General features: G+C 61.7%; 19 protein-coding genes and 1 tRNA gene. 8 read left to right on the top strand and 12 right to left on the bottom strand.

The genetic code is table 11. The features are described 5' to 3' along the window. Nucleotides 1-138 precede the first annotated feature (138 nt). Nucleotides 139-696 carry a fasciclin domain-containing protein gene (locus tag ACSSV3_RS11680; RefSeq protein WP_354325606.1) on the top strand — a complete coding sequence of 186 codons (558 nt, stop codon included), beginning with the start codon at nt 139-141 and terminating at the stop codon, nt 694-696. Between the two features lie 111 nt (nt 697-807). On the opposite strand, the gene ACSSV3_RS11675 is transcribed toward ACSSV3_RS11680, so the two are convergent. From ACSSV3_RS11675 to ACSSV3_RS11665, 3 genes are all read right to left on the bottom strand, one after another. Next, nucleotides 808-1,209, bottom strand: a complete 402-nt coding sequence (locus ACSSV3_RS11675; protein WP_354325605.1) for a hypothetical protein — start codon at nt 1,207-1,209, stop codon at nt 808-810. 3 nt (nt 1,210-1,212) lie between these two features. Continuing rightward, entirely contained in the window at nt 1,213-2,478 is a 1,266-nt protein-coding gene (clpX, locus tag ACSSV3_RS11670) for an ATP-dependent Clp protease ATP-binding subunit ClpX (protein ID WP_354325604.1), read from the bottom strand. A gap of 197 nt (nt 2,479-2,675) precedes the next feature. After that, complete coding sequence (locus ACSSV3_RS11665; protein WP_354325602.1) at nt 2,676-3,380, bottom strand: ATP-dependent Clp protease proteolytic subunit; 705 nt, start codon at nt 3,378-3,380, stop codon at nt 2,676-2,678. A 154-nt stretch (nt 3,381-3,534) separates the two neighbouring features. Between ACSSV3_RS11665 and ACSSV3_RS11660 the strand changes: the two genes are divergently transcribed. Next, on the top strand, nt 3,535-5,046 hold the full coding sequence (locus tag ACSSV3_RS11660) for an amidase (RefSeq protein ID WP_354325600.1): 1,512 nt from the start codon (nt 3,535-3,537) through the stop codon (nt 5,044-5,046). Between the two features lie 20 nt (nt 5,047-5,066). Here ACSSV3_RS11660 and tig read toward each other — a convergent pair whose 3' ends face one another. Further along, nucleotides 5,067-6,611: a trigger factor gene (tig, locus tag ACSSV3_RS11655; RefSeq protein ID WP_354325599.1), complete on the bottom strand. Its 1,545-nt coding sequence runs from the start codon at nt 6,609-6,611 to the stop codon at nt 5,067-5,069. A gap of 80 nt (nt 6,612-6,691) precedes the next feature. Beyond that, a tRNA-Leu gene (locus ACSSV3_RS11650) sits at nt 6,692-6,776 on the bottom strand. 136 nt (nt 6,777-6,912) lie between these two features. Here ACSSV3_RS11650 and ACSSV3_RS11645 point away from each other — a divergent pair. From ACSSV3_RS11645 to ACSSV3_RS11635, 3 genes are all read left to right on the top strand, one after another. Then, complete coding sequence (locus ACSSV3_RS11645) at nt 6,913-7,233, top strand: DUF3297 family protein (RefSeq protein WP_354325597.1); 321 nt, start codon at nt 6,913-6,915, stop codon at nt 7,231-7,233. A gap of 66 nt (nt 7,234-7,299) precedes the next feature. Beyond that, nucleotides 7,300-8,715, top strand: coding sequence for a ribosome biogenesis GTPase Der (gene der / locus ACSSV3_RS11640; RefSeq protein WP_354325595.1), 1,416 nt, complete (start codon nt 7,300-7,302; stop codon nt 8,713-8,715). After that, entirely contained in the window at nt 8,715-9,206 is a 492-nt protein-coding gene (locus tag ACSSV3_RS11635) for a DUF2721 domain-containing protein (RefSeq protein ID WP_354325594.1), read from the top strand. The genes der and ACSSV3_RS11635 overlap by 1 nt, the downstream gene beginning before the upstream one ends. Before the next feature lie 68 nt (nt 9,207-9,274). Here the strand turns inward: ACSSV3_RS11635 and ACSSV3_RS11630 are convergent, their stop codons facing one another. From ACSSV3_RS11630 to ACSSV3_RS11610, 5 genes are all read right to left on the bottom strand, one after another. Beyond that, nucleotides 9,275-9,739, bottom strand: a complete 465-nt coding sequence (locus ACSSV3_RS11630) for a hypothetical protein (RefSeq protein WP_354325592.1) — start codon at nt 9,737-9,739, stop codon at nt 9,275-9,277. A 289-nt stretch (nt 9,740-10,028) separates the two neighbouring features. Then, nucleotides 10,029-10,511, bottom strand: coding sequence for a bacterioferritin (bfr, locus tag ACSSV3_RS11625; protein WP_354325591.1), 483 nt, complete (start codon nt 10,509-10,511; stop codon nt 10,029-10,031). Between the two features lie 148 nt (nt 10,512-10,659). Continuing rightward, nucleotides 10,660-10,851, bottom strand: coding sequence for a (2Fe-2S)-binding protein (locus ACSSV3_RS11620; protein ID WP_354325589.1), 192 nt, complete (start codon nt 10,849-10,851; stop codon nt 10,660-10,662). Nucleotides 10,852-10,971: 120 nt separating this feature from the next. Then, on the bottom strand, nt 10,972-12,270 hold the full coding sequence (locus ACSSV3_RS11615) for a DUF418 domain-containing protein (protein WP_354325588.1): 1,299 nt from the start codon (nt 12,268-12,270) through the stop codon (nt 10,972-10,974). Between the two features lie 129 nt (nt 12,271-12,399). Continuing rightward, a complete protein-coding gene (locus ACSSV3_RS11610) occupies nt 12,400-13,416 on the bottom strand; it encodes an SPOR domain-containing protein (RefSeq protein WP_354325586.1) in 1,017 nt (338 codons plus the stop codon). 274 nt (nt 13,417-13,690) lie between these two features. Between ACSSV3_RS11610 and ACSSV3_RS11605 the strand changes: the two genes are divergently transcribed. The 3 genes from ACSSV3_RS11605 (at nt 13,691) to ACSSV3_RS11595 (ending at nt 16,441) form a co-directional block, all read left to right on the top strand. Further along, nucleotides 13,691-14,413: a ParA family protein gene (locus ACSSV3_RS11605; RefSeq protein WP_354325584.1), complete on the top strand. Its 723-nt coding sequence runs from the start codon at nt 13,691-13,693 to the stop codon at nt 14,411-14,413. A gap of 18 nt (nt 14,414-14,431) precedes the next feature. Beyond that, nucleotides 14,432-15,043, top strand: a complete 612-nt coding sequence (locus tag ACSSV3_RS11600; protein WP_354325582.1) for a type II toxin-antitoxin system HicB family antitoxin — start codon at nt 14,432-14,434, stop codon at nt 15,041-15,043. Nucleotides 15,044-15,109: 66 nt separating this feature from the next. After that, the gene (locus ACSSV3_RS11595; RefSeq protein ID WP_354325580.1) at nt 15,110-16,441 is read left to right on the top strand and encodes a tetratricopeptide repeat protein; all 1,332 of its coding nucleotides are present in this window, start codon (nt 15,110-15,112) and stop codon (nt 16,439-16,441) included. 170 nt (nt 16,442-16,611) lie between these two features. Here the strand turns inward: ACSSV3_RS11595 and ACSSV3_RS11590 are convergent, their stop codons facing one another. Both ACSSV3_RS11590 and ACSSV3_RS11585 read right to left on the bottom strand, forming a co-directional pair. Next, nucleotides 16,612-17,847, bottom strand: coding sequence for a dihydroorotase (locus tag ACSSV3_RS11590; protein WP_354325579.1), 1,236 nt, complete (start codon nt 17,845-17,847; stop codon nt 16,612-16,614). Further along, nucleotides 17,844-18,863 (bottom strand): aspartate carbamoyltransferase catalytic subunit, encoded by a 1,020-nt coding sequence (locus ACSSV3_RS11585; RefSeq protein WP_354325578.1) that lies wholly within the window; start codon nt 18,861-18,863, stop codon nt 17,844-17,846. Before ACSSV3_RS11585 ends, ACSSV3_RS11590 begins: the two co-directional genes overlap by 4 nt. Nucleotides 18,864-18,874: the final 11 nt, after the last annotated feature.

The raw sequence follows: 18,874 nt of genomic DNA, 5'->3' as shown, positions 1-18,874 counted from the left end.
GTTTCGTTTCGTCGCTGGCAGGCGGCAATTCATCTCCATTTGCAATTTATGCGCATCTGCGCGCCGCTGACCTGCGTAGCTTGGGGGCAAGCGAAAGGGCTTGCAGACGTGACATTCCCCTTAAAGGAGATCCTTACTGTGACCCCCAAGACCAAATTTGCAGCCATCATCGCCGCCGCGCTGGCCGCGACCACCGGCCTTGTCGCCGCGCCTGCGCTGGCCGATCATCACAAGGCCGCAACGAAGGCTGAAGCCAATATCGTCGAAACCGCAATCAGCACCGGCGCGCACAATACGCTGGTCGCCGCAGTGCAGGCTGCGGGTCTGGTTGAAACCCTCTCCAGCCCCGGCCCGTTCACCGTGTTCGCGCCGACCGACGCCGCCTTTGCCAAGCTGCCTGCAGGCACGGTTGAAACGCTGGTGAAGCCTGAAAACAAGGGCACGCTGACCGGCATCCTCACCTACCACGCGGTGGCGGGCAAGGTGACTGCGGGTGATCTGATCGGCCTCATCAACGCGAACGGCGGCTCCGCCACCATCACCACTGTCGCAGGCGGCACGCTGACGGCGCAATTGGTGGACGGCAAGGTCGTGATTACCGATGCCGCAGGCGGCAAGACCACCGTCACGACCGCCGACGTCATGACATCAAACGGTGTGATCCACGTTACCGATGGCGTGTTCCTGCCCGCATAATCGGACGAAATAGCGCTGCCCCAAATCCCCCATCCCCTCCCACCGGGACGGCGCTGCAACCGACCCCGTTCGGCCTTTCCTCTAAGGCTGGACGGGGGTTTGTTTAGAGCATCAGGAATATGGCGAATCCGTCCGCACCACCGCAGTCGCCTCGGCATGAAGCGCGCGAAAATCATCATCGGACATTGCAGACAGCGCCTCATAGGCAGGGCGGGTCAAGTCCTTGTCACCATTACCCTCGCCATGGAGCTTGTAGGTTCCGTCCTTGGGATAAATGATGAAATAGAAACTGAGGTCGCTCGGCGACTTCGGGCCAGTGACCACGACAATGCTGGCCCCATCGTCACAGGCGAAAACATTCCATTGCACGCCGTCGAAATAGCGCTCCACTGGGCCAGCCTGACAATTGAGCCGCGGCTTTTCCGGTTCGGCCTCTGCCTGCTCGGATGAGGCCGCTATTGGAACGATGGTCGCAGCGAGCGCGGCAAGCAGCGAAAGAAGCGCGGCGCGCACTGGCTACGCCGCTTCTTCCTTCTTCTCTTCCCCGCCGATCACCCGGATCGGGTCTTTCTTGCCTTCGACCACGTCCTTGTCGATCACGATTTCGGTGACGCCGTCCATGTCCGGCAGGTCGAACATCGTATCGAGCAGCAGGCCTTCGACAATCGAACGCAGGCCGCGCGCGCCGGTTTTGCGCAGGATCGCGCGTTCGGCAATCGCCCGCAGCGCATCGTCGGTAAAGGTCAACTCCACGTCTTCCAGCTCGAACAGCTTGCGGTACTGCTTGACCAGCGCATTCTTCGGCTCGTTCAGGATCGTCACCAGCGCATCGACATCAAGATCGTGCAGCGTGGCGATCACCGGCAGGCGGCCGACGAATTCAGGGATCAGGCCGAACTTGAGCAGATCTTCCGGCTCGCTCTTTTCCAGCAGTTCGCCCACGCGGCGCTTGTCCGGATCCGCGACGTGCGCGCCAAACCCGATCGAACGCTTTTGCAGGCGGTCAGCGATAATTTTGTCCAGCCCGGCAAACGCGCCGCCGCAGATGAACAGGATGTTGGTGGTATCGACTTGCAGGAATTCCTGCTGCGGATGCTTGCGCCCGCCCTGCGGCGGCACGCTAGCCGTGGTGCCTTCCATCAGCTTGAGCAGCGCTTGCTGCACGCCTTCGCCCGAAACATCGCGGGTGATCGAAGGGTTTTCCGCCTTGCGGGTGATCTTGTCGATCTCGTCAATATAGACGATCCCGTGCTGCGCTTTTTCGACGTTGTAATCGGATGCTTGCAGCAGCTTGAGGATGATATTCTCAACGTCTTCGCCCACGTAACCCGCTTCGGTCAGCGTGGTGGCATCGGCCATTGTGAAGGGCACATCGAAGGTGCGCGCCAGCGTCTGCGCCAGCAGCGTCTTGCCCGAACCGGTGGGGCCAACCAGCAGGATGTTTGACTTGGCGAGTTCAACATCGCCCGCTTTGCCTGAATGTTTCAGCCGCTTGTAGTGGTTGTGCACCGCGACCGCGAGCACGCGCTTGGCCCGATCCTGCCCGATGACGTAATCATTGAGCGTGGTGAAAATATCCATCGGCGTGGGGATTTCGCCGTCTTTCTTGCCAGCAATCCCCGCCTTGGTTTCTTCGCGGATGATGTCGTTGCACAGCTCTACGCATTCATCGCAGATGAACACGGTGGGGCCAGCGATCAGCTTGCGCACCTCGTGCTGCGACTTCCCGCAGAAGCTGCAATAGAGGGTGCTCTTGCTGTCAGATCCGCTCAATTTGGTCATTCCTGTGTCCTCAAATCCGCCGCACGGCGCGCCGTCGCGCGCGCAGCAGATTCGTCAAATGTATCGCTCGCACCAGATGAATCAACACATGACGCAAGAATTCGTTTCGTCACCATAGCGCAGGCGGACGCGAAGCGGCGGAAAAAATGCGCCCCTGCCGCGCTTGTCCCACCCCGGTGCAGGTGAACTATGCGCCCTTACTCCGGCGCGCCGCCCGAACCTTCTTCGCCGCCGTTTTCCTCGGTTTCGGGCCGGGTTTCGAACACCTTGTCAACCAAGCCGAACGCCTTGGCTTCCTCGGCTTCAAGGAAGGTGTCACGGTCCATCGCCTTTTCGATTTCTTCTAAGCTGCGGCCGGTGAACTTCACGTAAAGATCGTTCATGCGCGAGCGGATGCGCAGGATTTCGCGTGCCTGAATCTCGATATCCGACGCCATCCCGCGCGCCCCGCCCGAAGGCTGGTGGATCATGATCCGCGCATTGGGCAGCGCAATCCGCATCCCCGGCTCACCCGCAGCAAGCAGGAAGCTGCCCATGCTGGCAGCCTGTCCCATGCAAACGGTCGACACGCGCGACTTGATATATTGCATGGTGTCGTAAATCTGCAGGCCAGCCGTCACCACGCCGCCGGGCGAGTTGATATACATGCTGATCGGCTTTGACGGGTTTTCGCTTTCGAGGAACAACAGCTGAGCGGTCACGAGCGAGGCCATGCCGTCTTCGATCTGCCCGGTAACGAACACGATACGTTCGCGCAGCAGGCGGCTGAAAATGTCGAAGCTGCGTTCGCCCCGGCTGGTCTGTTCGACCACCACCGGCACCAGCGCGCCGGTATAGGGATCGCGCGTGAACTGGCCCTGGGAGCCATAGGTTTCGCCGGAATTGCCGAACAGATCGATCATGAGAGGTGCGTGTCCTTCGTAAGTGCCGATACGGCTATGTCGGAGGCGGGGGGGCAATTTCAAGTGCGTTTACCACGCCGCCTGTGAATTTGCCGAGGTTAGCAGAGCGTTTTACCTCTTGTCGCGGCGCGCAGACGTGGCAAACTCTCACCCTATGACCAACCACGCCATTGCCCGTTTGGGCCTCGCCCTGTTGCTCGCCACCGCCGCAACCTCTGCCTTGGCCGATCCGGGTCAGGATGCCGCCGCGCAGGTCGAGGCTGAGATTGCCCGGATCGCAGCGTTGGATGATGCCGGGCCGATGCTGAATACGGTGATCGCCTACAACCCCGAAGCACCCGCTCTCGCCAAAGCCGCCGCCGAGGCAGGGACGCCGCTGGCCGGACGCACCGTGTTGATCAAGGACAATATCGAAACGCGCGAATTCGCCACCACCGCAGGGTCACTGGCGCTCCAAGGCAACATGACCGGCCGTGATGCGCCGCTGATCGCCAACCTGCGCCGCGCGGGAGGCGTGGTGCTGGGCAAGGCCAACCTTTCCGAATGGGCCAATATCCGCTCGAACAATTCTACCAGCGGGTGGAGCGCGATTGGCGGGCTCACCCGCAACCCTTACGCGATTGATCGCAACACCTGCGGTTCGTCGGCTGGCAGCGGGGCGGCGGTTGCGGCGGGGTTTGCGTGGGGGGCGATTGGCACCGAAACCAACGGATCGATCACCTGCCCTGCATCCATCAACGGCGTCGTCGGCTTCAAACCGAGCGTCGGGATCGTCAGCCGCACCCACATTGTGCCGATCTCAAGCACGCAGGACACCGCCGGGCCGATGACCCGCACCGTCCATGATACGGCGCTGCTGCTGAACGCCATCGCAGGCGAAGACCCCGCCGATCTGGTCACGCTGGAGGCCAGGCGGGTGGCCGATTACACAGCGGGCCTTGATACGTTTTCGCTGCAAGGCGTACGGATCGGGGTGATGCGCGGTTCTGTTGGCAACCGCGCTGATCTGGCCGCGGTGTTCAACACCGCACTCGCCGATCTGGAACGCGCGGGCGCGGTGCTGGTGGACATCAGTTTTGAACCGAACCGTCAGATGTTTGGTGACAGCTTCACCGTAATGATGTTCGAACTGCGCGAGGAAATGGGCAAATATCTCGCCTCAATCCCCGCGTTCAAGGATGGCGCGACCCCGCGCAGCCTCGCCGATCTGATCGCATTCAACACCGCGAACGCCGACACGGAAATGCGCTGGTTCGGGCAGGAATTGTTCGAACTGGCCGAAGCCACCACCGACCGCGCAGCCTACGAAACTGCACGCGTCAATGCGCTAAGGATCGCCGGCCCGGAAACGCTCGATAAGCTGATGGCGGACAATGACGTGCAATTCCTCGTCGTCCCCACACGCGGCCCTGCCTGGGTGAGCGATCTGGTCAATGGCGACAATTTCAATGGCTCGATCGGGTTCGGCAGCCCTTCGGCGATTGCGGGCTATCCGCATCTGACTGTGCCGATGGGCGCGATTGAGGGCTTACCGGTGGGCCTCAGCATCCTTGGTGCCAAGTGGGAGGATCACGCGGTGCTGAAAGCGGGCGCGGCCTACGAAAAAGCGCGGACAGCGAAACTGCCCGCGCCTTCGTTCAAGCGGTGGGAACCAGCAGGGGAATGATCCCCCCGCGCGGGCGCTAATTACTTTTTAGCCGCAGGCTTCTTGGCCGGAGCCTTCTTTGCCGCAGGCTTCTTGGCTTCGGGTTCAGCATCCGCAGGCTTTGCGGCTGCCTTCTTCGCAGGGGCCTTCTTGGCGGCAGGCTTTTCCTCAGCGGGAACGTCTGCCTTGGCTTCAGCTTTTTTCGCCGGAGCTTTCTTCTTGGCCGGGGCTTTCTTCGGCGCAGGCGCAGGCGCGGTTTCTTCCGCTTCGATCGCGGCCTGAAGCTCCTCAACGGTCACTTCGCGTTCCGTAACCTCGGCCTTGTCGAACAGGAAATCGACCACCTTGTCTTCATACAAGGGCGCGCGCAGTTGGGCGGCGGCCATCGGTTCGGACTGGATGTATTGGATGAACCGTTCACGATCCTCGGCGCGGTATTGCGCAGCCGCCTGCTGAACCAGCATCCCCATTTCCTGCTGGGTCACTTCAACGCCGTTCGCCTGGCCGATTTCGGACAGCAGCAGACCCAGACGCACGCGGCGTTCCGCAATCGCCTTGTATTCGTCCTTCTCGTCCTCGATCTGCTTGAGCGCCGCCGCGGCATCCTCATCATTGGCGGCTTCTTGCTGCAACTGCGCCCAGATCTGCGCGAATTCAGCCTCAACCATCGTGGCGGGGACTTCAAAGCTGTGCCCCGAAGCCAGCTGATCGAGCAGCGCGCGCTTCATCTGGGTGCGGGTCAGGCCAGCGGTCTGTTGTTCCAGCTGCGCCTTCATGATTTCCTTGAGCTTCTCAAGGCTATCAAGCCCAAGGTTCTTGGCGAAATCTTCGTCAATCTGGGTTTCGGTTTCGACCTTCACCGCTTTGACGGTGATGTCGAAAGTCGCTTCCTTGCCTGCCAGATGTTCGGCCTGATATTCAGCCGGGAAGGTAACGGTGATAGTCTTTTCTTGCCCTGCCTTCACGCCCACCAGCTGGTCTTCAAAGCCGGGGATGAAGGTGCCCGAACCCAGCACCAGCGCCGCGTCTTCGGCCTTGCCGCCGTCAAATTCGACGCCGTCCAGCTTGCCGACGAAATCGATGATCAGTTGGTCGCCGTCCGCCGCTTTCTTGGTCTTGGCCGCGTCCTTGTAGCTTTTGTTCTGGCCCGCGATACCCGCCAGCGCTTCGTCAATCTGAGCGTCGGTCACTGGCACCACCAGCTTTTCCAGCTTGAGGCCATCGGTGCTCGGCGCATCAATGGTCGGCAGCACTTCTAGGCTGACGCTGATTTGCGCGTCCTTGCCTTCCGCATAATCTTCATTGAGGCCGATTTCGGGCTGCATCGCGGGACGCAGCGCTTCATCGCGCAACAGTTGATCGACCGATTCGCGGATCGTGTCGTTCACCACCTGCCCATGCAGGGCCTCGCCGTGCATTTTCTTGACGAGGTTAGCGGGCACCTTGCCCGGGCGGAAGCCGGGCATCCGCACTTGCGGGGCCACCTTCTTGATCTCGGCGTCGATCTTCGCGGTGAGATCGGCGGCGGGGATCGTGATGAGATAGGCGCGCTTGAGCCCTTCGTTGACGGTCTGCTTGGTCTGCATGGTGACTGGTCTGAAGCCTTCTTGCCAAAAATTTTCGTGGGTGCGGCCCCATCCGTGACGAGTGCGGTTCGGGGCGAATTTGGTGCGGGCGAAGGGACTCGAACCCCCACATCTTGCGATACCAGAACCTAAATCTGGCGCGTCTACCAATTTCGCCACGCCCGCATGCCCGAACGAAGCCGCGCGGGGAAACCGGCTAAGGCACCCCGCGCGTATTAGCGAGCGCCTCTATCCCGCTCCGCGCAAAAGGGCAAGCGCAACACGCTTGAAGGCTTGCTGATTGCCGATTAAGGGCGGGCGCATGAACGATGAAACCCCCAAACCCGCACCCGAAACCACCCGCTCCGCCGCTGGCGCAGACGTTCCGCCCGATCACCTGTCGGTGAATCCGCGAAGCCCATTCTTCGATTCCGAAAAGCTGCAACGCGGCGTCGGCATCCGGTTCAAAGACCGCGTGCGCACCGATATCGAGGAATATTCGGTGTCCGAAGGCTGGGTGCGGGTGCAGGCGGGCAAGAGCCTTGATCGCAAGGGCCAGCCGCTGACGATCAAGCTGACTGGCCCGGTCGAAGCGTGGTACGAAGATTTGGGCGAAAACCCACCCGTCGTCCGCAAGGGTTAAGGCATAGGCAGGGCTGCGCCCGCACCGCTTGCAAACCAGCGCATTTGCGCCCACTTGGCGGCGATCATGTCCTCGCCCCAAAAACCCACTGTCGTCATTATCGGCCGCCCCAATGTCGGCAAGTCCACGCTGTTCAACCGGCTGGTGGGCAAGAAACTCGCGCTGGTCGATGATCAGCCGGGGGTGACGCGTGATCGGCGGATGGGCGATGCGGATATTGCCGGCCTGCAGTTCACCGTGGTCGATACCGCCGGATGGGAGGATGACGACATCCACACCCTTCCCGGCCGGATGCGGGTGCAGACCGAGGCCAGCCTTGATGGCGCGGACGCGGCGTTGTTCGTGATCGACGCGCGCGCTGGTCTCACGCCGTTGGACGAGGAAATCGGCCGCTACCTGCGCGAACAGGAAGTGCCGGTGGTGGTGGTGGCTAACAAGGCCGAAGGTTCGGCGGGCGAACACGGCGTGCTCGAATCCTATGCGCTCGGCCTTGGCGATCCGGTGCCGCTGTCGGCTGAACACGGTGAAGGCATTGCCGATTTGTTCGGCGGGCTGTTTCCGATCATCGGCAACAAGGCCGATCTGTTCGAAGAAGCGCAGGAAATCGAAGCTGCCTACGCCGCTGCGATGGACGAGGGTGATCGCCCCGCCGGGCCGCTGAAACTCGCCATTGTCGGGCGGCCCAATGCGGGCAAATCCACGCTGATCAACCGCCTGCTGGGTGAAGACCGGTTGCTGACTGGGCCTGAGGCCGGGATCACCCGCGATTCGATTGCGGTCGACTGGCAGTGGACCGATCCCAAGACCGGCGAACTGCGTGACATCCGCCTGATCGACACCGCCGGGATGCGCAAAAAACGCAATGTCACAGAAAAGCTGGAAAAACTCTCGGTCGCTGATGCCCGCCGCGCGGTTGATTTTGCGGAAGTTGTGGTGCTGTTGCTCGATGCCACGCAGGGGCTGGAGCATCAGGATTTGAAGATCGCCTCACTGGTGCTCGAAGAAGGCCGCGCGCTGATGATCGCGATCAACAAGTGGGACGTTGCGGAAGGTGCCAGCAGCCTGTTCAACGGCATTCGCGGCGCATTGGATGATGGGCTGGCGCAGGTGCGCGGGCTTCCGCTGTTCGCGGTCAGCGCCAAGACCGGCAAGGGGCTGGATCAGATGCTATCCGGCGCGTTCGAGCTGCGCGATAGCTGGTCGAAGCGGGTATCCACCGCCGCGCTCAATCGCTGGTTCGACGATGCGCTGGAGGCCAACCCCCCGCCCGCACCGGGTGGCAAGCGGATCAAGCTGCGCTATATTACACAGGCTGGCACGCGCCCGCCGCGATTTGTCATCTTTGGCTCGCGGCTGGATATGCTGCCCACCAGTTACGAACGTTACCTCATCAACGGCATACGCGCGAAGCTCGGCTTTGATGCGGTGCCGGTGCGCGTGACGTTGAAAAGCAACAAGAACCCCTACGCCAAGGACGGTTGATGATGTTCGACCTGTTTGCCGTTGCCGCTGATGTGCGCATGCCGTTTGCGCTGGAGATATTCGAACGCACCGCCTCCACCCCACGCGTTCAACAAGTGGTGCAGTTGAGCCTCGCGCCTGCATTCCTGCTATCCGGCATCGGCGCGGTGATGAATGTCATCATGAGCCGGATGATCTGGATCGCCCAGCGGATCGAACGGATCGAGGACAAGCTGGAGGAACAGCGCACCCCCAGGCAAGCGCGCGAGCACGGCTGGCTGATGCGGCGGCGCAAGCTGGCGCAGGGCGCGATTCTGTTCTCAACCGCAGCGGCAGTGATGATCAGCCTGGTGATCGGGATGTTGTTCATCTCAGCCTATATCACATCGCAGATCGGCACGCTGATTGCCGGGCTATGGGTGCTGACGATGGTGCTGCTGGTGACAGGGCTTGCGTTTTTCCTGCTGGAAACGCGGCTGGCGGCCATCGGCGCGCAGGCGCCGAAGGATTAGCAGGCTGACACGCAAAAGAGGCAGAGCTTTGGCGGCCCTGCCTTTTTTGCGGCGTCAGCGGAGACTCATTACTTGATCATCTTGACTTCGCGCAGGACATGAACCGCCTGGATCGTGCGGATCCGGTTATACAGCTCCAACACCGTTTTGTTCGACTGGTCCAAATTGGCCTTGCCGTATTCTTCGAGGAATTTCAGATAGCGCGCCTTGTTGGGGCCGGTCATTTCCGTGTTCGGGAAAGTCACCCGCAGGACGACATTGAATTCGTTTTCCCCATAGGGAACCTCGTAGATCGCATAGCTTGAAATATAGCCCAGTTTCTTCTGCACCTCGTTGGCCGCGACCCACGTCGACTTGAGGCCTTCCAGATAGGTTTCAAACTGGCCTGCGTCGACTTTGACGAAGGTCAGTTCGACAACCTCGTCAGCCGGTTGGTAATTCTCGTAAAGCTCCATTTGCGCGGCCGCCGGAACCGCCATCGCCAGTGTGGCCGCAGCAATGCCGCCACTGATCGTCTTGATAATCGCGTTCATTGGTAATCCCCTCTTTGCTTGTATGTTAGCAAAGGAAGGCGCCCCGATGATCGGGAAGCATCGCAGCCTCATATCACAAGGCGCGACACTGATCAGCAAACCACGTTGATCCACTCCCCCCGGGAACAATAATGTGGAAGCACACTTGCCAAGTCAAACGCTGCACCAGCCTTGAAACGTCAAAAAAACGTCAATTCGTTCGAAAATGACTTGTGAACGAATAAGCGGCCCGCAACTATCGTTACGGGCCGCTCAAAATTGCGTTTGCAGATTACCCTGCAATCAGCTTTCAGCCTTCGCCCGCTGGTTTGCTTTGCAATTGCACGTAGTTTTCCAGCCCCATGCGTTTGATCATGTCAAACTGGGTTTCGAGGAAATCGACATGCTCTTCCTCGTTGTCGAGGATGTGGGCGAACAGATCGCGGCTGACATAGTCGCGCACGCTTTCGCTATGCGCAATTGCTTCGCGCAACAGCGGGATCGCTTCATTCTCAAGCGCGAGGTCGGCCTTGAGCACTTCCTCGACATTTTCGCCCACCTTCAATTTGTGGATCGCCTGAAAATTGGGCAGCGCATCAAGGAACAGGATGCGCGCCGCGAGCTTGTCGGCGTGCTCCATTTCCTCGATCGATTCCTTGCGCTCATAAGCGGCGAGCCGGGTCACGCCCCAATCGTCGAGCACGCGGTAATGCAGCCAATACTGGTTGATCGCCGTCAGCTCGTTGGTGAGCGCCTGATTGAGATAGTCGATGACTTTGGGGTCGCCCTTCATGGCGGTTACTCCTTGCGATAGATCAATGCGCCTCTTCGGCGTTGCATTAACAATAGACGCTGCAAGGGTGTGTCCGCAAGGGGCGGTCCGATACTTTTCGTTATGAATCAAAAGTTTGCGAGGTATTCGCAATCACAAATAGCGCGTGCTATCCTGCGAGCACCTCGCAAGACGCAGCAGCGCGTTCCGCATCGATGATTTGTTGCGCTTCCTCAAGGCATTGCCCGCAATTGGGGCGCTTGCCGAGGCTCGCGTAAGTCGCTTCAGCGTCGCCCTTGCAACAAAGCGCGGCCTTGCGCAGGTCAGTTTCGCGAATTGCATTGCAGATGCAGATATACATGGCCGCCGAATCACTCCTGCGAAGCGTTTGCAGAAGCGAATGTATGCGAATTATTCTCAATAACAAGGCGTTTTTGAAGTCATTGATTTCCGCACCGCCACCGCGATGCGATATCCTCGCTCATTTTCGCAACGGAAAAACGGTGCGATAGGTCAGACTCCGCCAAAACCATTCGAGCGGGCCGTAACGGAAGCGGTCAAGCCACGGCTTTGACCATGCCAGCATCACCGCCCAGGCCAGCACCACCACGATATACAACTGCGGGCGATTTAATTCCCCGAACAACCCCAGCGCCCAGCCGTGGAACACCAGCATCATCAGGATCGAGGTGCCGAGGTAATTGGTAAACGCCGCCCGGCCCGCAGCGCGAATGCGCTCACCCAGCCAGCCTGTCGCTGACGGTGCATAGGCCACCAGCAATGCCGCCAGCCCCAAAATCATCCACAAGCGCGGCAATGGGCTCCATCCGATATAGGCGGCGAGAGTTCCATAGAACGTAAAGCCCCCGGCCTGCACCACCAAACCAATCGCCAGATGCGCCAACCCGCCCGCGATCACGCCGATCCAGCCCCAACGCAACAGCTTGGCGCGGCCAATCGCTCCGTTGAAAAAGCCTAGCCGATATAGTGCCACCCCGATCAGCATAAGTGGCAATGTCTCCAACCCGAACAGCAGCGCATTGTTCAGCGGTTCGTTCCATTGCTCGGTCAGGCGGTGCATCACCAGCGTGCCGTAATCGCCAGCGGCAATGGCGGCGTTGGGCACATCGCCGTGAGCCAGCGCTTCATCAATACCAGCGATCATCCCGGCGCGCGCTTCCGCCAGTTCGGGGCTGATTTCGCCGAACGACGTATCGGCGATCGCCCAGGTCGTGGTGAACATCGCGGCGTAGATCAGCACGCCCAGCATATAACCTGCCAGCCCGACCCACAGCTGCGTCTTGATGCTCCACTTGAGGCAAGCGAGCGCAACAAAGCCGAACAATGCGTAGTAAAACAGGATGTCGCCCGGCCAGATGAAGAAGAAATGCACCATCCCGAACACCATCAGGATCGCCAGCCGCCATGCCTGAAGCCCGCGCGTTGCGCCGCGTGCCCAGGCTTTTTCCATGAACAGATAAATCCCCGCGCCGAACAGCAGGGTGAACAATCCGCGCATCTTGCCATCAATGGCCACGAACTGCGCGATCCACATCCAACCGTTCGGATCACCCGGATCGGTCAGGAACGCGGAAGGATACATGTAAGCTTCAAACGGCTGACCGAAGGCGATGATATTCGCAGCCAGAATGCCCATCACCGCCAATCCGCGAATGAAATCAAGCGTGTCTATCCGCTCTCCGCTGGCGACCGGGGCGATGGCAGCAGCCCCATCGGGGTGAATGCCCGCTGCTCCGCGCCCGCTCAAAGTGTTATCCATCGCTGATCCCCCGCCCCCCATGTTGCGGGAGACTAGCAAATTTCGGGGTCTTGGGAAGCGCGACCTTTGCGTTTGATCAAGCAGCGCGGGACGCGGTGCAGATGTTGTCGCGCGCACGGGGTCAGGGCGCTAACGCTGTCCCACCACAAGGCAGGCCTTTCCTTGCCGCTTAAGTGCGGCACAGGCGCGGGCGGCTTCGGCCTTGCTGGCAAAGCCGGTGGCGAGCAGGCGGGTGACTTTGCCGCTGGGCACAAGCGTCTTCTTGGTGCCGGCCAGCGCCGCATTGCCCGAAAGCTGGTTCCACATACGATCGGCATTGGCCGCAACCCCGAAAGCACCCAGCTGGATCCGCCATGTGCCCTGCTTGGTCGCAGCAACAGGTTGCGGGCGCGCAGCGGGCTTGGGCGCAGGTGCGGCAGCAGCAACCGGGGCAGCCGCTGCCAGCGTTGTTCTGTGTGCAGGTTGCGCGGCGGGCTGGTTTGCAGCCGCAATCACCGGCGGGCGCATTGTGAGTTCAGCCGCAGCGAGTTCAGCCGCGCGTTGCACCCTTGCGCCAGCCTCCAACTCCCGCGCGAGCGACTGCGCCTGACTGCGCTGAGCGGCGGGCACATATTGATCCATCTGTGCCAGTGCATCGCGCGCCTGCGGCAGGCCCGCACTATTCGCCAGCGTCATCAAGGCATAGGCGCGCACCCAATCGAGCGGGGCATAATCCGCATTGAAGTGCGACAGACCAAGCACATATTGCGCGCGCGGATCGCCGCGATCGGATGCGGCGCGGATCATCGGCATGGCCTTTTCCTGCTCGCCTTCCTGAAACAGCATCAGCCCGTAATTGTCGGCAGCCTTGATATGGCCAAGCCGGGCTGCCTCTTCATAGAGCTGGCGCGCGCGGGAATTATCAGCCTCGACCCCGCGCCCAAGGCGATAGGCCTGCGCCAGATTAAACACCGCATCGGCATCGCCAGCCGCCGCGGGGCCCTGCCATTCAGCAACCGCGCGGGTAAAGTCGCCCGCTGTCCAAGCGTCGACCCCTGCTTTGACATCCGCCAACGCCGGGCCAGCGAACAGCGCCAATGCGGCGATGCTCAACCCTGTGCGGGCAGATATGCCTGCAATGTTCTGTGTGACCTTCGATTTCATCATCCGTGCTCTTGTTTCCGCCTTGTGCGATGCTGCGTGCGATGCGGCATGATCGATGGCCCTCCTCATAATCCAAACATGGTTAGCAAACCGTTGCAATGCATTGAGGCCTCGCCCGGACACGATGGAATTGTGCAACGCCAACCAATTGGATTGCACTCCGGCGTCCGATCTTAACCCAAAATTAGGGGTATCCTGCGATCCCGTGGTCATCCAGCCGTTGTCAGGTTCCGCAATAGGGCGGCCCGCAGCGGATCAACCCAGGGGGACCCAAGCGTTGCGTGTACTCGCTTTGGCATCGCAGAAAGGCGGATCGGGCAAGACCACCCTGTCCGGACATCTCGCCGTCCAGGCCCAGCGCGCAGGCGCTGGCCCGGTCGTGCTGATCGACATCGACCCGCAAGGTTCGCTCGCCGATTGGTGGAACGAGCGGGAGGCGGAATATCCCGCCTTCGCGCAAACCACCGTATCGCGGCTAGCCAATGATTTGCAGGTGCTGCGTCAGCAGGGCTTCAAACTGGCGGTGATCGATACACCTCCGGCCATCACGATGGCGATCCAGTCGGTTATCGGTGTGGCGGAATTGATCGTCGTGCCGACTCGCCCCTCGCCGCACGATTTGCGCGCTGTTGGGGCAACGGTTGACCTGTGCGAACGCGCGGGCAAGCCGCTGGTGTTTGTCGTCAATGGCGCCACCCCCAAGGCCAAAATCACTTCGGAAGCTGCGGTCGCGCTGTCACAGCACGGCACCGTGGCGCCGATCACACTCCACCACCGCACCGATTTCGCCGCCTCGATGATCGACGGGCGCACGGTGATGGAAGTCGATCCCGAAAGCCGCAGCGCGGCCGAGATCACGGCTTTGTGGCGCTACATTGCCGATCGGCTTGAAAAGAATTTCCGTCGCACCGTGTTTGCTCCGGCCCCCAATGGCCAGGCGCAGCAGATGGGCGGCGTGCCGCGTCCCGCTGGTGGTTTCGGCCGCCGGGTAGCGCAGTAAGCGAAGGGGGCCAAGGCTATGTCCGAACCCGGTTTCGCCTCACTCAGCCCGACCTTGCTCGCCCGCAAGGGTGGCGCAAAGCCAGCCATGCGCCCGCAGCTTGCACCGCTGACGCAAGACGGTTCAGCGCTCGCCGCGCTGCCCGACGACCAGCTCGAAGACCTCGGCTGGAACGACATGGGCGGGCACGAGGGCGACGGCGGCGCCGACATCGTGCCGATCAACGCCGACATTACAGCCAATGGTGTCACACACACCCCCGGCCCGATCATACGTCGCCATCAGCGCCGACTCGAAGAACGGGTGCTCGCCGATGCTGCTATGACCGGCCCGGACGACAGCAATCCTGACTGCGACAACGAGGATGACGGTTACGAACCCGACTTCTCCAGGGCAGCGCCAGTTGCCGTGCTTGCAGCCGCGACATCGAAACCACGCACTCCTGCGGCTCAATCAGGTCGCCGCGCTGCTTTCACCCTGCGGCTTGATGCGGAACGCCACCTGAAACTGCGTCTTGCCGCGACCATGCAGGGTATCAGCGCGCAAGTGCTGGTGACCGAAGCGCTCGATAGATTGCTTGCCGAAGTCGATGAGCTTGATGTGATCGCCAAACACCTCAAACGCCACTGACCGCGCACCAACCACGCACCCATGCAACCACACAATGAACCAGCAGAATAAAACGGGGAAATGACAATGGACCGCAGCATCAGACAAGCACCGCGTATCGCGCTTGCCGTCTCGACCGCGCTCGCAGGGTTGGCGCTGGCGGGGTGCACCACCTCGGCCGCGCCCAAGGCCGACATGTCGTTCGCCAGCGCGCAGAACGCGCTCGGCAAAGGCCAGGTCGACAAGGCCATTGCCCACGCCGAAGCTGCTGTGCTGGCCGAGCCGCGCAACCCGGGTTATCGCGCGTTGCTGGGCGCTTCTTATATGGAGGCAGGGCGTTTCCAGTCGGCAGCAACCAGCTTTGGCGATGCGCTTGATCTCGGCGATGAAAACCCGCGCACCGTGCTAAGCTTCGCACTCGCCAAGATTGCGCTGGGCGAAGGCCGTTCGGCATCGGCAGTGCTGGATGAATATGCCAACCTGATCGATCCGGCTGATCTTGGACTGGCGCTTGCATTGGCTGGTGAACCCGAACGTGGCGTGCATGTATTGATCAATGCCGTGCGCGCCAGCGACCAAGTCTCGCCCAAGCTGCGCCAGAACCTTGCCTACACCTATGCGCTTGCCGGCAACTGGCGTGCAGCGCGGGTGATGGCGGCAGAAGATGTCCCGGCTGACCAGCTCGACCAGCGCCTCACCCAATGGGCCGCAATGTCCGCGCCCGAACAGTTTCGGCAACGCGTTGCCAGCCTGCTGGATGTGACCCCGCAGATGGATGCAGGCCAGCCGCAGCGCCTTGCGCTCGCCAATTTCCCGAGCGACGCGATGATGTTTGCCGAGGCCGCTACGCAAGCGCCAACGGAAATGGTCGCCGAAGCCCCCACCCCCGCCCTCGCTGCAGAACCGACCCCGGTCGCCACCTTTGCTCAGGCCTTTGAAGACGCCCCTGCATCTCGGCCCGCATCGCGCATCAGCTATGTTTCGAGACCGGTGGTGCAACAATTGCCCGCCCGCGCCGAACGCACAGCCCCGCGCTCTGCCCCCCGCATGGCCGCTGCATCATCGCAGCGCCGCATGGCCGCGACTGCCGCCCCCGCGCCAGTCGCCAGCGACAAGAGCGCAGCCTCGCATCTCGTGCAGCTTGGTTCCTACAGCAGCAAGGTTGAGGCTGAACGCGGCTGGACTGTGCTCAAGGCCAAGTTCCCCGAATTGAAGGACCACAATCTCGTCATCACCGAAGCGGTGGTGAACGGGCGCAATTTCTGGCGCGTCGCTGCCGAAGGCTTTGGCCCGAAGAGCGCGCAAAGCCTGTGTTCATCGGTCAAGTCGGCTGGGCGCGGCTGCTTTGCCTATGCCGCATCAAGCCCACCTGCTGGCGCGGTAAAGCGCGACGTGCGGATGGCATCGCGCGCACGCTAATTCCAGCGAGCTAAGATGCTGCTGCATCACGCGCTGGAGATGCTCAAACGCCGCACGGGCTTAACCAAAGTCCGATGCGGCGGGGCTCATCGCACTTTGGTATAAAGCGGTCCCTGGAAACAGTCAGCGAAACTCCTCCCGGAAGGCTCCGCGCTTTCCGGGAGTTTTTCTTATGCGCTTAACGCAACGCCGCCCTTCCACAGGCGCAGCACCCGGCCTTGTGCCCCCTGCCGGTCAAACGGGGTGTTGTCGGCTGTGGCCTCCATCTTGCGGCGGTCGATGATCCACGGCGCTTCGGGATCAATCAGCGCAAGGTCAGCCTCCAGCCCCGCCGCCAGTTCGCCCGCTGAAACGCCCAGCAACCGCGCGGGATTGCGGGCGAGGAGATCAAAAGCGCGGGTCATGTCGATCACCCCGTCGCGCACCAATGTTAGCGTTAACGGCAGCAGCGTTTCGGCCCCGGCCATGCCCGGCGCGGCATCGGCGAATGGCAGACGCTTATCTTCGGCCCCGCGCGGATCGTGGCCGCTGGCGATTACATCAACGACGCCGTCCGCAATCGCGCTCAACGCCGCCTGCCGGTCTGCCTCGCTGCGCAAAGGCGGCGACAGACGGGTGAAGGTGCGGAAATCGGCGGTCGCAAGATCCGACAGCATGAAATGCGCGGGCGTGATCCCGCAGGTCACTGAGACGCCCTGCGCCTTGGCCGCCTTGACCAGCGCAAAGCCCCGCGCGGTCGTCACCTGCCTGATATGCAACCGCGCCCCTGCGAGTTCAGCCAGCGCAATGTCGCGCGCAATCGCCAGTGCTTCGGCTTCGGCAGGCGCAGCGGGCAGGCCCAGCCGCGTGGCAATCTCGCCAGCGGTCGCCGCCGCTGCTCCGGTCAGCCCGCCGTCCTCGGCATGGGTGACCACCACCAGATCGAGCATCGCTGCATATTGCAACAGCCGCAGCATCACGCCTGAATCCGCGATCCAGCCCCGCCCGGTGGCAATCCCGCGCGCGCCCGCATCCTGCATCAGCGCGATTTCCGCCAGCTCGCGTCCCTCAAGACCGCGCGTTGCCGCAGCCAGCGGGTGCACCCACAAATCGGGCTTGCCGCTTTTGGCGATGAAGTTGACCCGGCTCGGCAGATCGAGCGGCGGGGATTGATCGGGCATCAACGCCGCGCGGGTGATCCCGCCAAAATGAAACGCGGGCTTGTCGACCGCGAACACGCCCAGATCAACCAGACCGGGGGTGACAAGCCGTCCGCGCGCATCGATCACCTCGTCGCTATCTTGCGCACTCACATCCGCATCGACCGCCATAATCACGCCATCAGCGCAGCGGATCGCGCCGTGCACCAAACCGTCGGGGGTGACCATCTGCGCGTTGGTGATCGTGAAAGGCCGCGCCTGCTTCATGCCCTCCAGCCCTCCAGCCCGCGCGCTTCCCGCGTGAGGATGTCGAGGCACGCCATGCGGATCGCGACGCCCATTTCCACCTGCCGGGTGATCAGCGACCGCCCTGCCATGTCGGCGACTTCGCTATCGATCTCCACCCCGCGGTTCATCGGGCCGGGGTGCATCACCAGCGTACCGGGCGCAGCGCGCTCCAGCCGCTCGGCTGTCAGCCCGTAGAGATGGCGATATTCGCGCGCCGAGGGGACGAATTGCCCGCTCATCCGTTCGGATTGCAGGCGCAGCATCATCACCACCTCTGCGCCTTCAAGCGCGGCGTCGAAGTGGTGGAATACTTCCACCCCCATCGCTTCAATCCCGGCGGGCATCAGCGCAGGCGGCGCACACACCCGGACATTGGCACCAAGAGCGGTCAGGCACAGGATGTTCGATCGCGCCACCCGGCTATGCAGGATGTCGCCGCAGATGACGATTGTCAGCCCGGTGAAGTCCTCCGCCCCATCGCCCCGTTCGCGCAGGGCATGGCGCAATGTCAGCGCATCGAGCAGCGCCTGCGTGGGGTGTTCGTGGCTGCCATCGCCCGCGTTCAGAACCGGGCAATCGACCTTGTCAGCAATCAGCCCGGTTGCGCCCGACGATCCGTGGCGAATGACAATCGCATCGGCGCGCATCGCATTAAGCGTGATCGCGGTATCGATCAGCGTCTCACCCTTCTTCACGCTTGATGTGGCGGCGTGCATATTGACCACGTCCGCCCCCAGCCGCTTTCCCGCGATCTCGAACGACAACAGCGTGCGGGTGGAGTTTTCAAAGAAGGCGTTGATGATGGTCAGGCCGCTCAGCAGATCGGTGTGCTTGGCGCTCTGCCGGTTCAGCGCGACCCATTGATCGGCCTCATGCAGCAGATAGAGAATTTCGTGGCGCTGCAATTGGCCGATGGCGGTCAGATCACGATGCGGAAACGCCAGCCTCCCCGCTGGAAAGCGGCCCGTGGCGGGGGAATGATCGCGCGCATCCATCGTGAACCAAG

The sequence above is a fragment of the Porphyrobacter sp. MBR-49 genome (assembly GCF_053628655.1).
This window is presented reverse-complemented; position numbering and strand designations above follow the sequence as displayed.

Coding starts and splice junctions, on each gene's coding strand:
- ACSSV3_RS11600 (WP_354325582.1), top strand. CDS start 14,432: ATGTCCGAACCCGGTTTCGCCTCACTCAGCCCGACCTTGCTCGCCCGC.
- ACSSV3_RS11620 (WP_354325589.1), bottom strand. CDS start 10,851: ATGTATATCTGCATCTGCAATGCAATTCGCGAAACTGACCTGCGCAAG.
- ACSSV3_RS11660 (WP_354325600.1), top strand. CDS start 3,535: ATGACCAACCACGCCATTGCCCGTTTGGGCCTCGCCCTGTTGCTCGCC.
- bfr (WP_354325591.1), bottom strand. CDS start 10,511: ATGAAGGGCGACCCCAAAGTCATCGACTATCTCAATCAGGCGCTCACC.
- ACSSV3_RS11610 (WP_354325586.1), bottom strand. CDS start 13,416: ATGATGAAATCGAAGGTCACACAGAACATTGCAGGCATATCTGCCCGC.
- der (WP_354325595.1), top strand. CDS start 7,300: ATGTCCTCGCCCCAAAAACCCACTGTCGTCATTATCGGCCGCCCCAAT.
- ACSSV3_RS11615 (WP_354325588.1), bottom strand. CDS start 12,270: ATGGATAACACTTTGAGCGGGCGCGGAGCAGCGGGCATTCACCCCGAT.
- tig (WP_354325599.1), bottom strand. CDS start 6,611: ATGCAGACCAAGCAGACCGTCAACGAAGGGCTCAAGCGCGCCTATCTC.
- ACSSV3_RS11630 (WP_354325592.1), bottom strand. CDS start 9,739: ATGAACGCGATTATCAAGACGATCAGTGGCGGCATTGCTGCGGCCACA.
- ACSSV3_RS11595 (WP_354325580.1), top strand. CDS start 15,110: ATGGACCGCAGCATCAGACAAGCACCGCGTATCGCGCTTGCCGTCTCG.
- clpX (WP_354325604.1), bottom strand. CDS start 2,478: ATGACCAAATTGAGCGGATCTGACAGCAAGAGCACCCTCTATTGCAGC.
- ACSSV3_RS11665 (WP_354325602.1), bottom strand. CDS start 3,380: ATGATCGATCTGTTCGGCAATTCCGGCGAAACCTATGGCTCCCAGGGC.
- ACSSV3_RS11590 (WP_354325579.1), bottom strand. CDS start 17,847: ATGAAGCAGGCGCGGCCTTTCACGATCACCAACGCGCAGATGGTCACC.
- ACSSV3_RS11645 (WP_354325597.1), top strand. CDS start 6,913: ATGAACGATGAAACCCCCAAACCCGCACCCGAAACCACCCGCTCCGCC.
- ACSSV3_RS11585 (WP_354325578.1), bottom strand. CDS start 18,863: ATGGATGCGCGCGATCATTCCCCCGCCACGGGCCGCTTTCCAGCGGGG.
- ACSSV3_RS11635 (WP_354325594.1), top strand. CDS start 8,715: ATGATGTTCGACCTGTTTGCCGTTGCCGCTGATGTGCGCATGCCGTTT.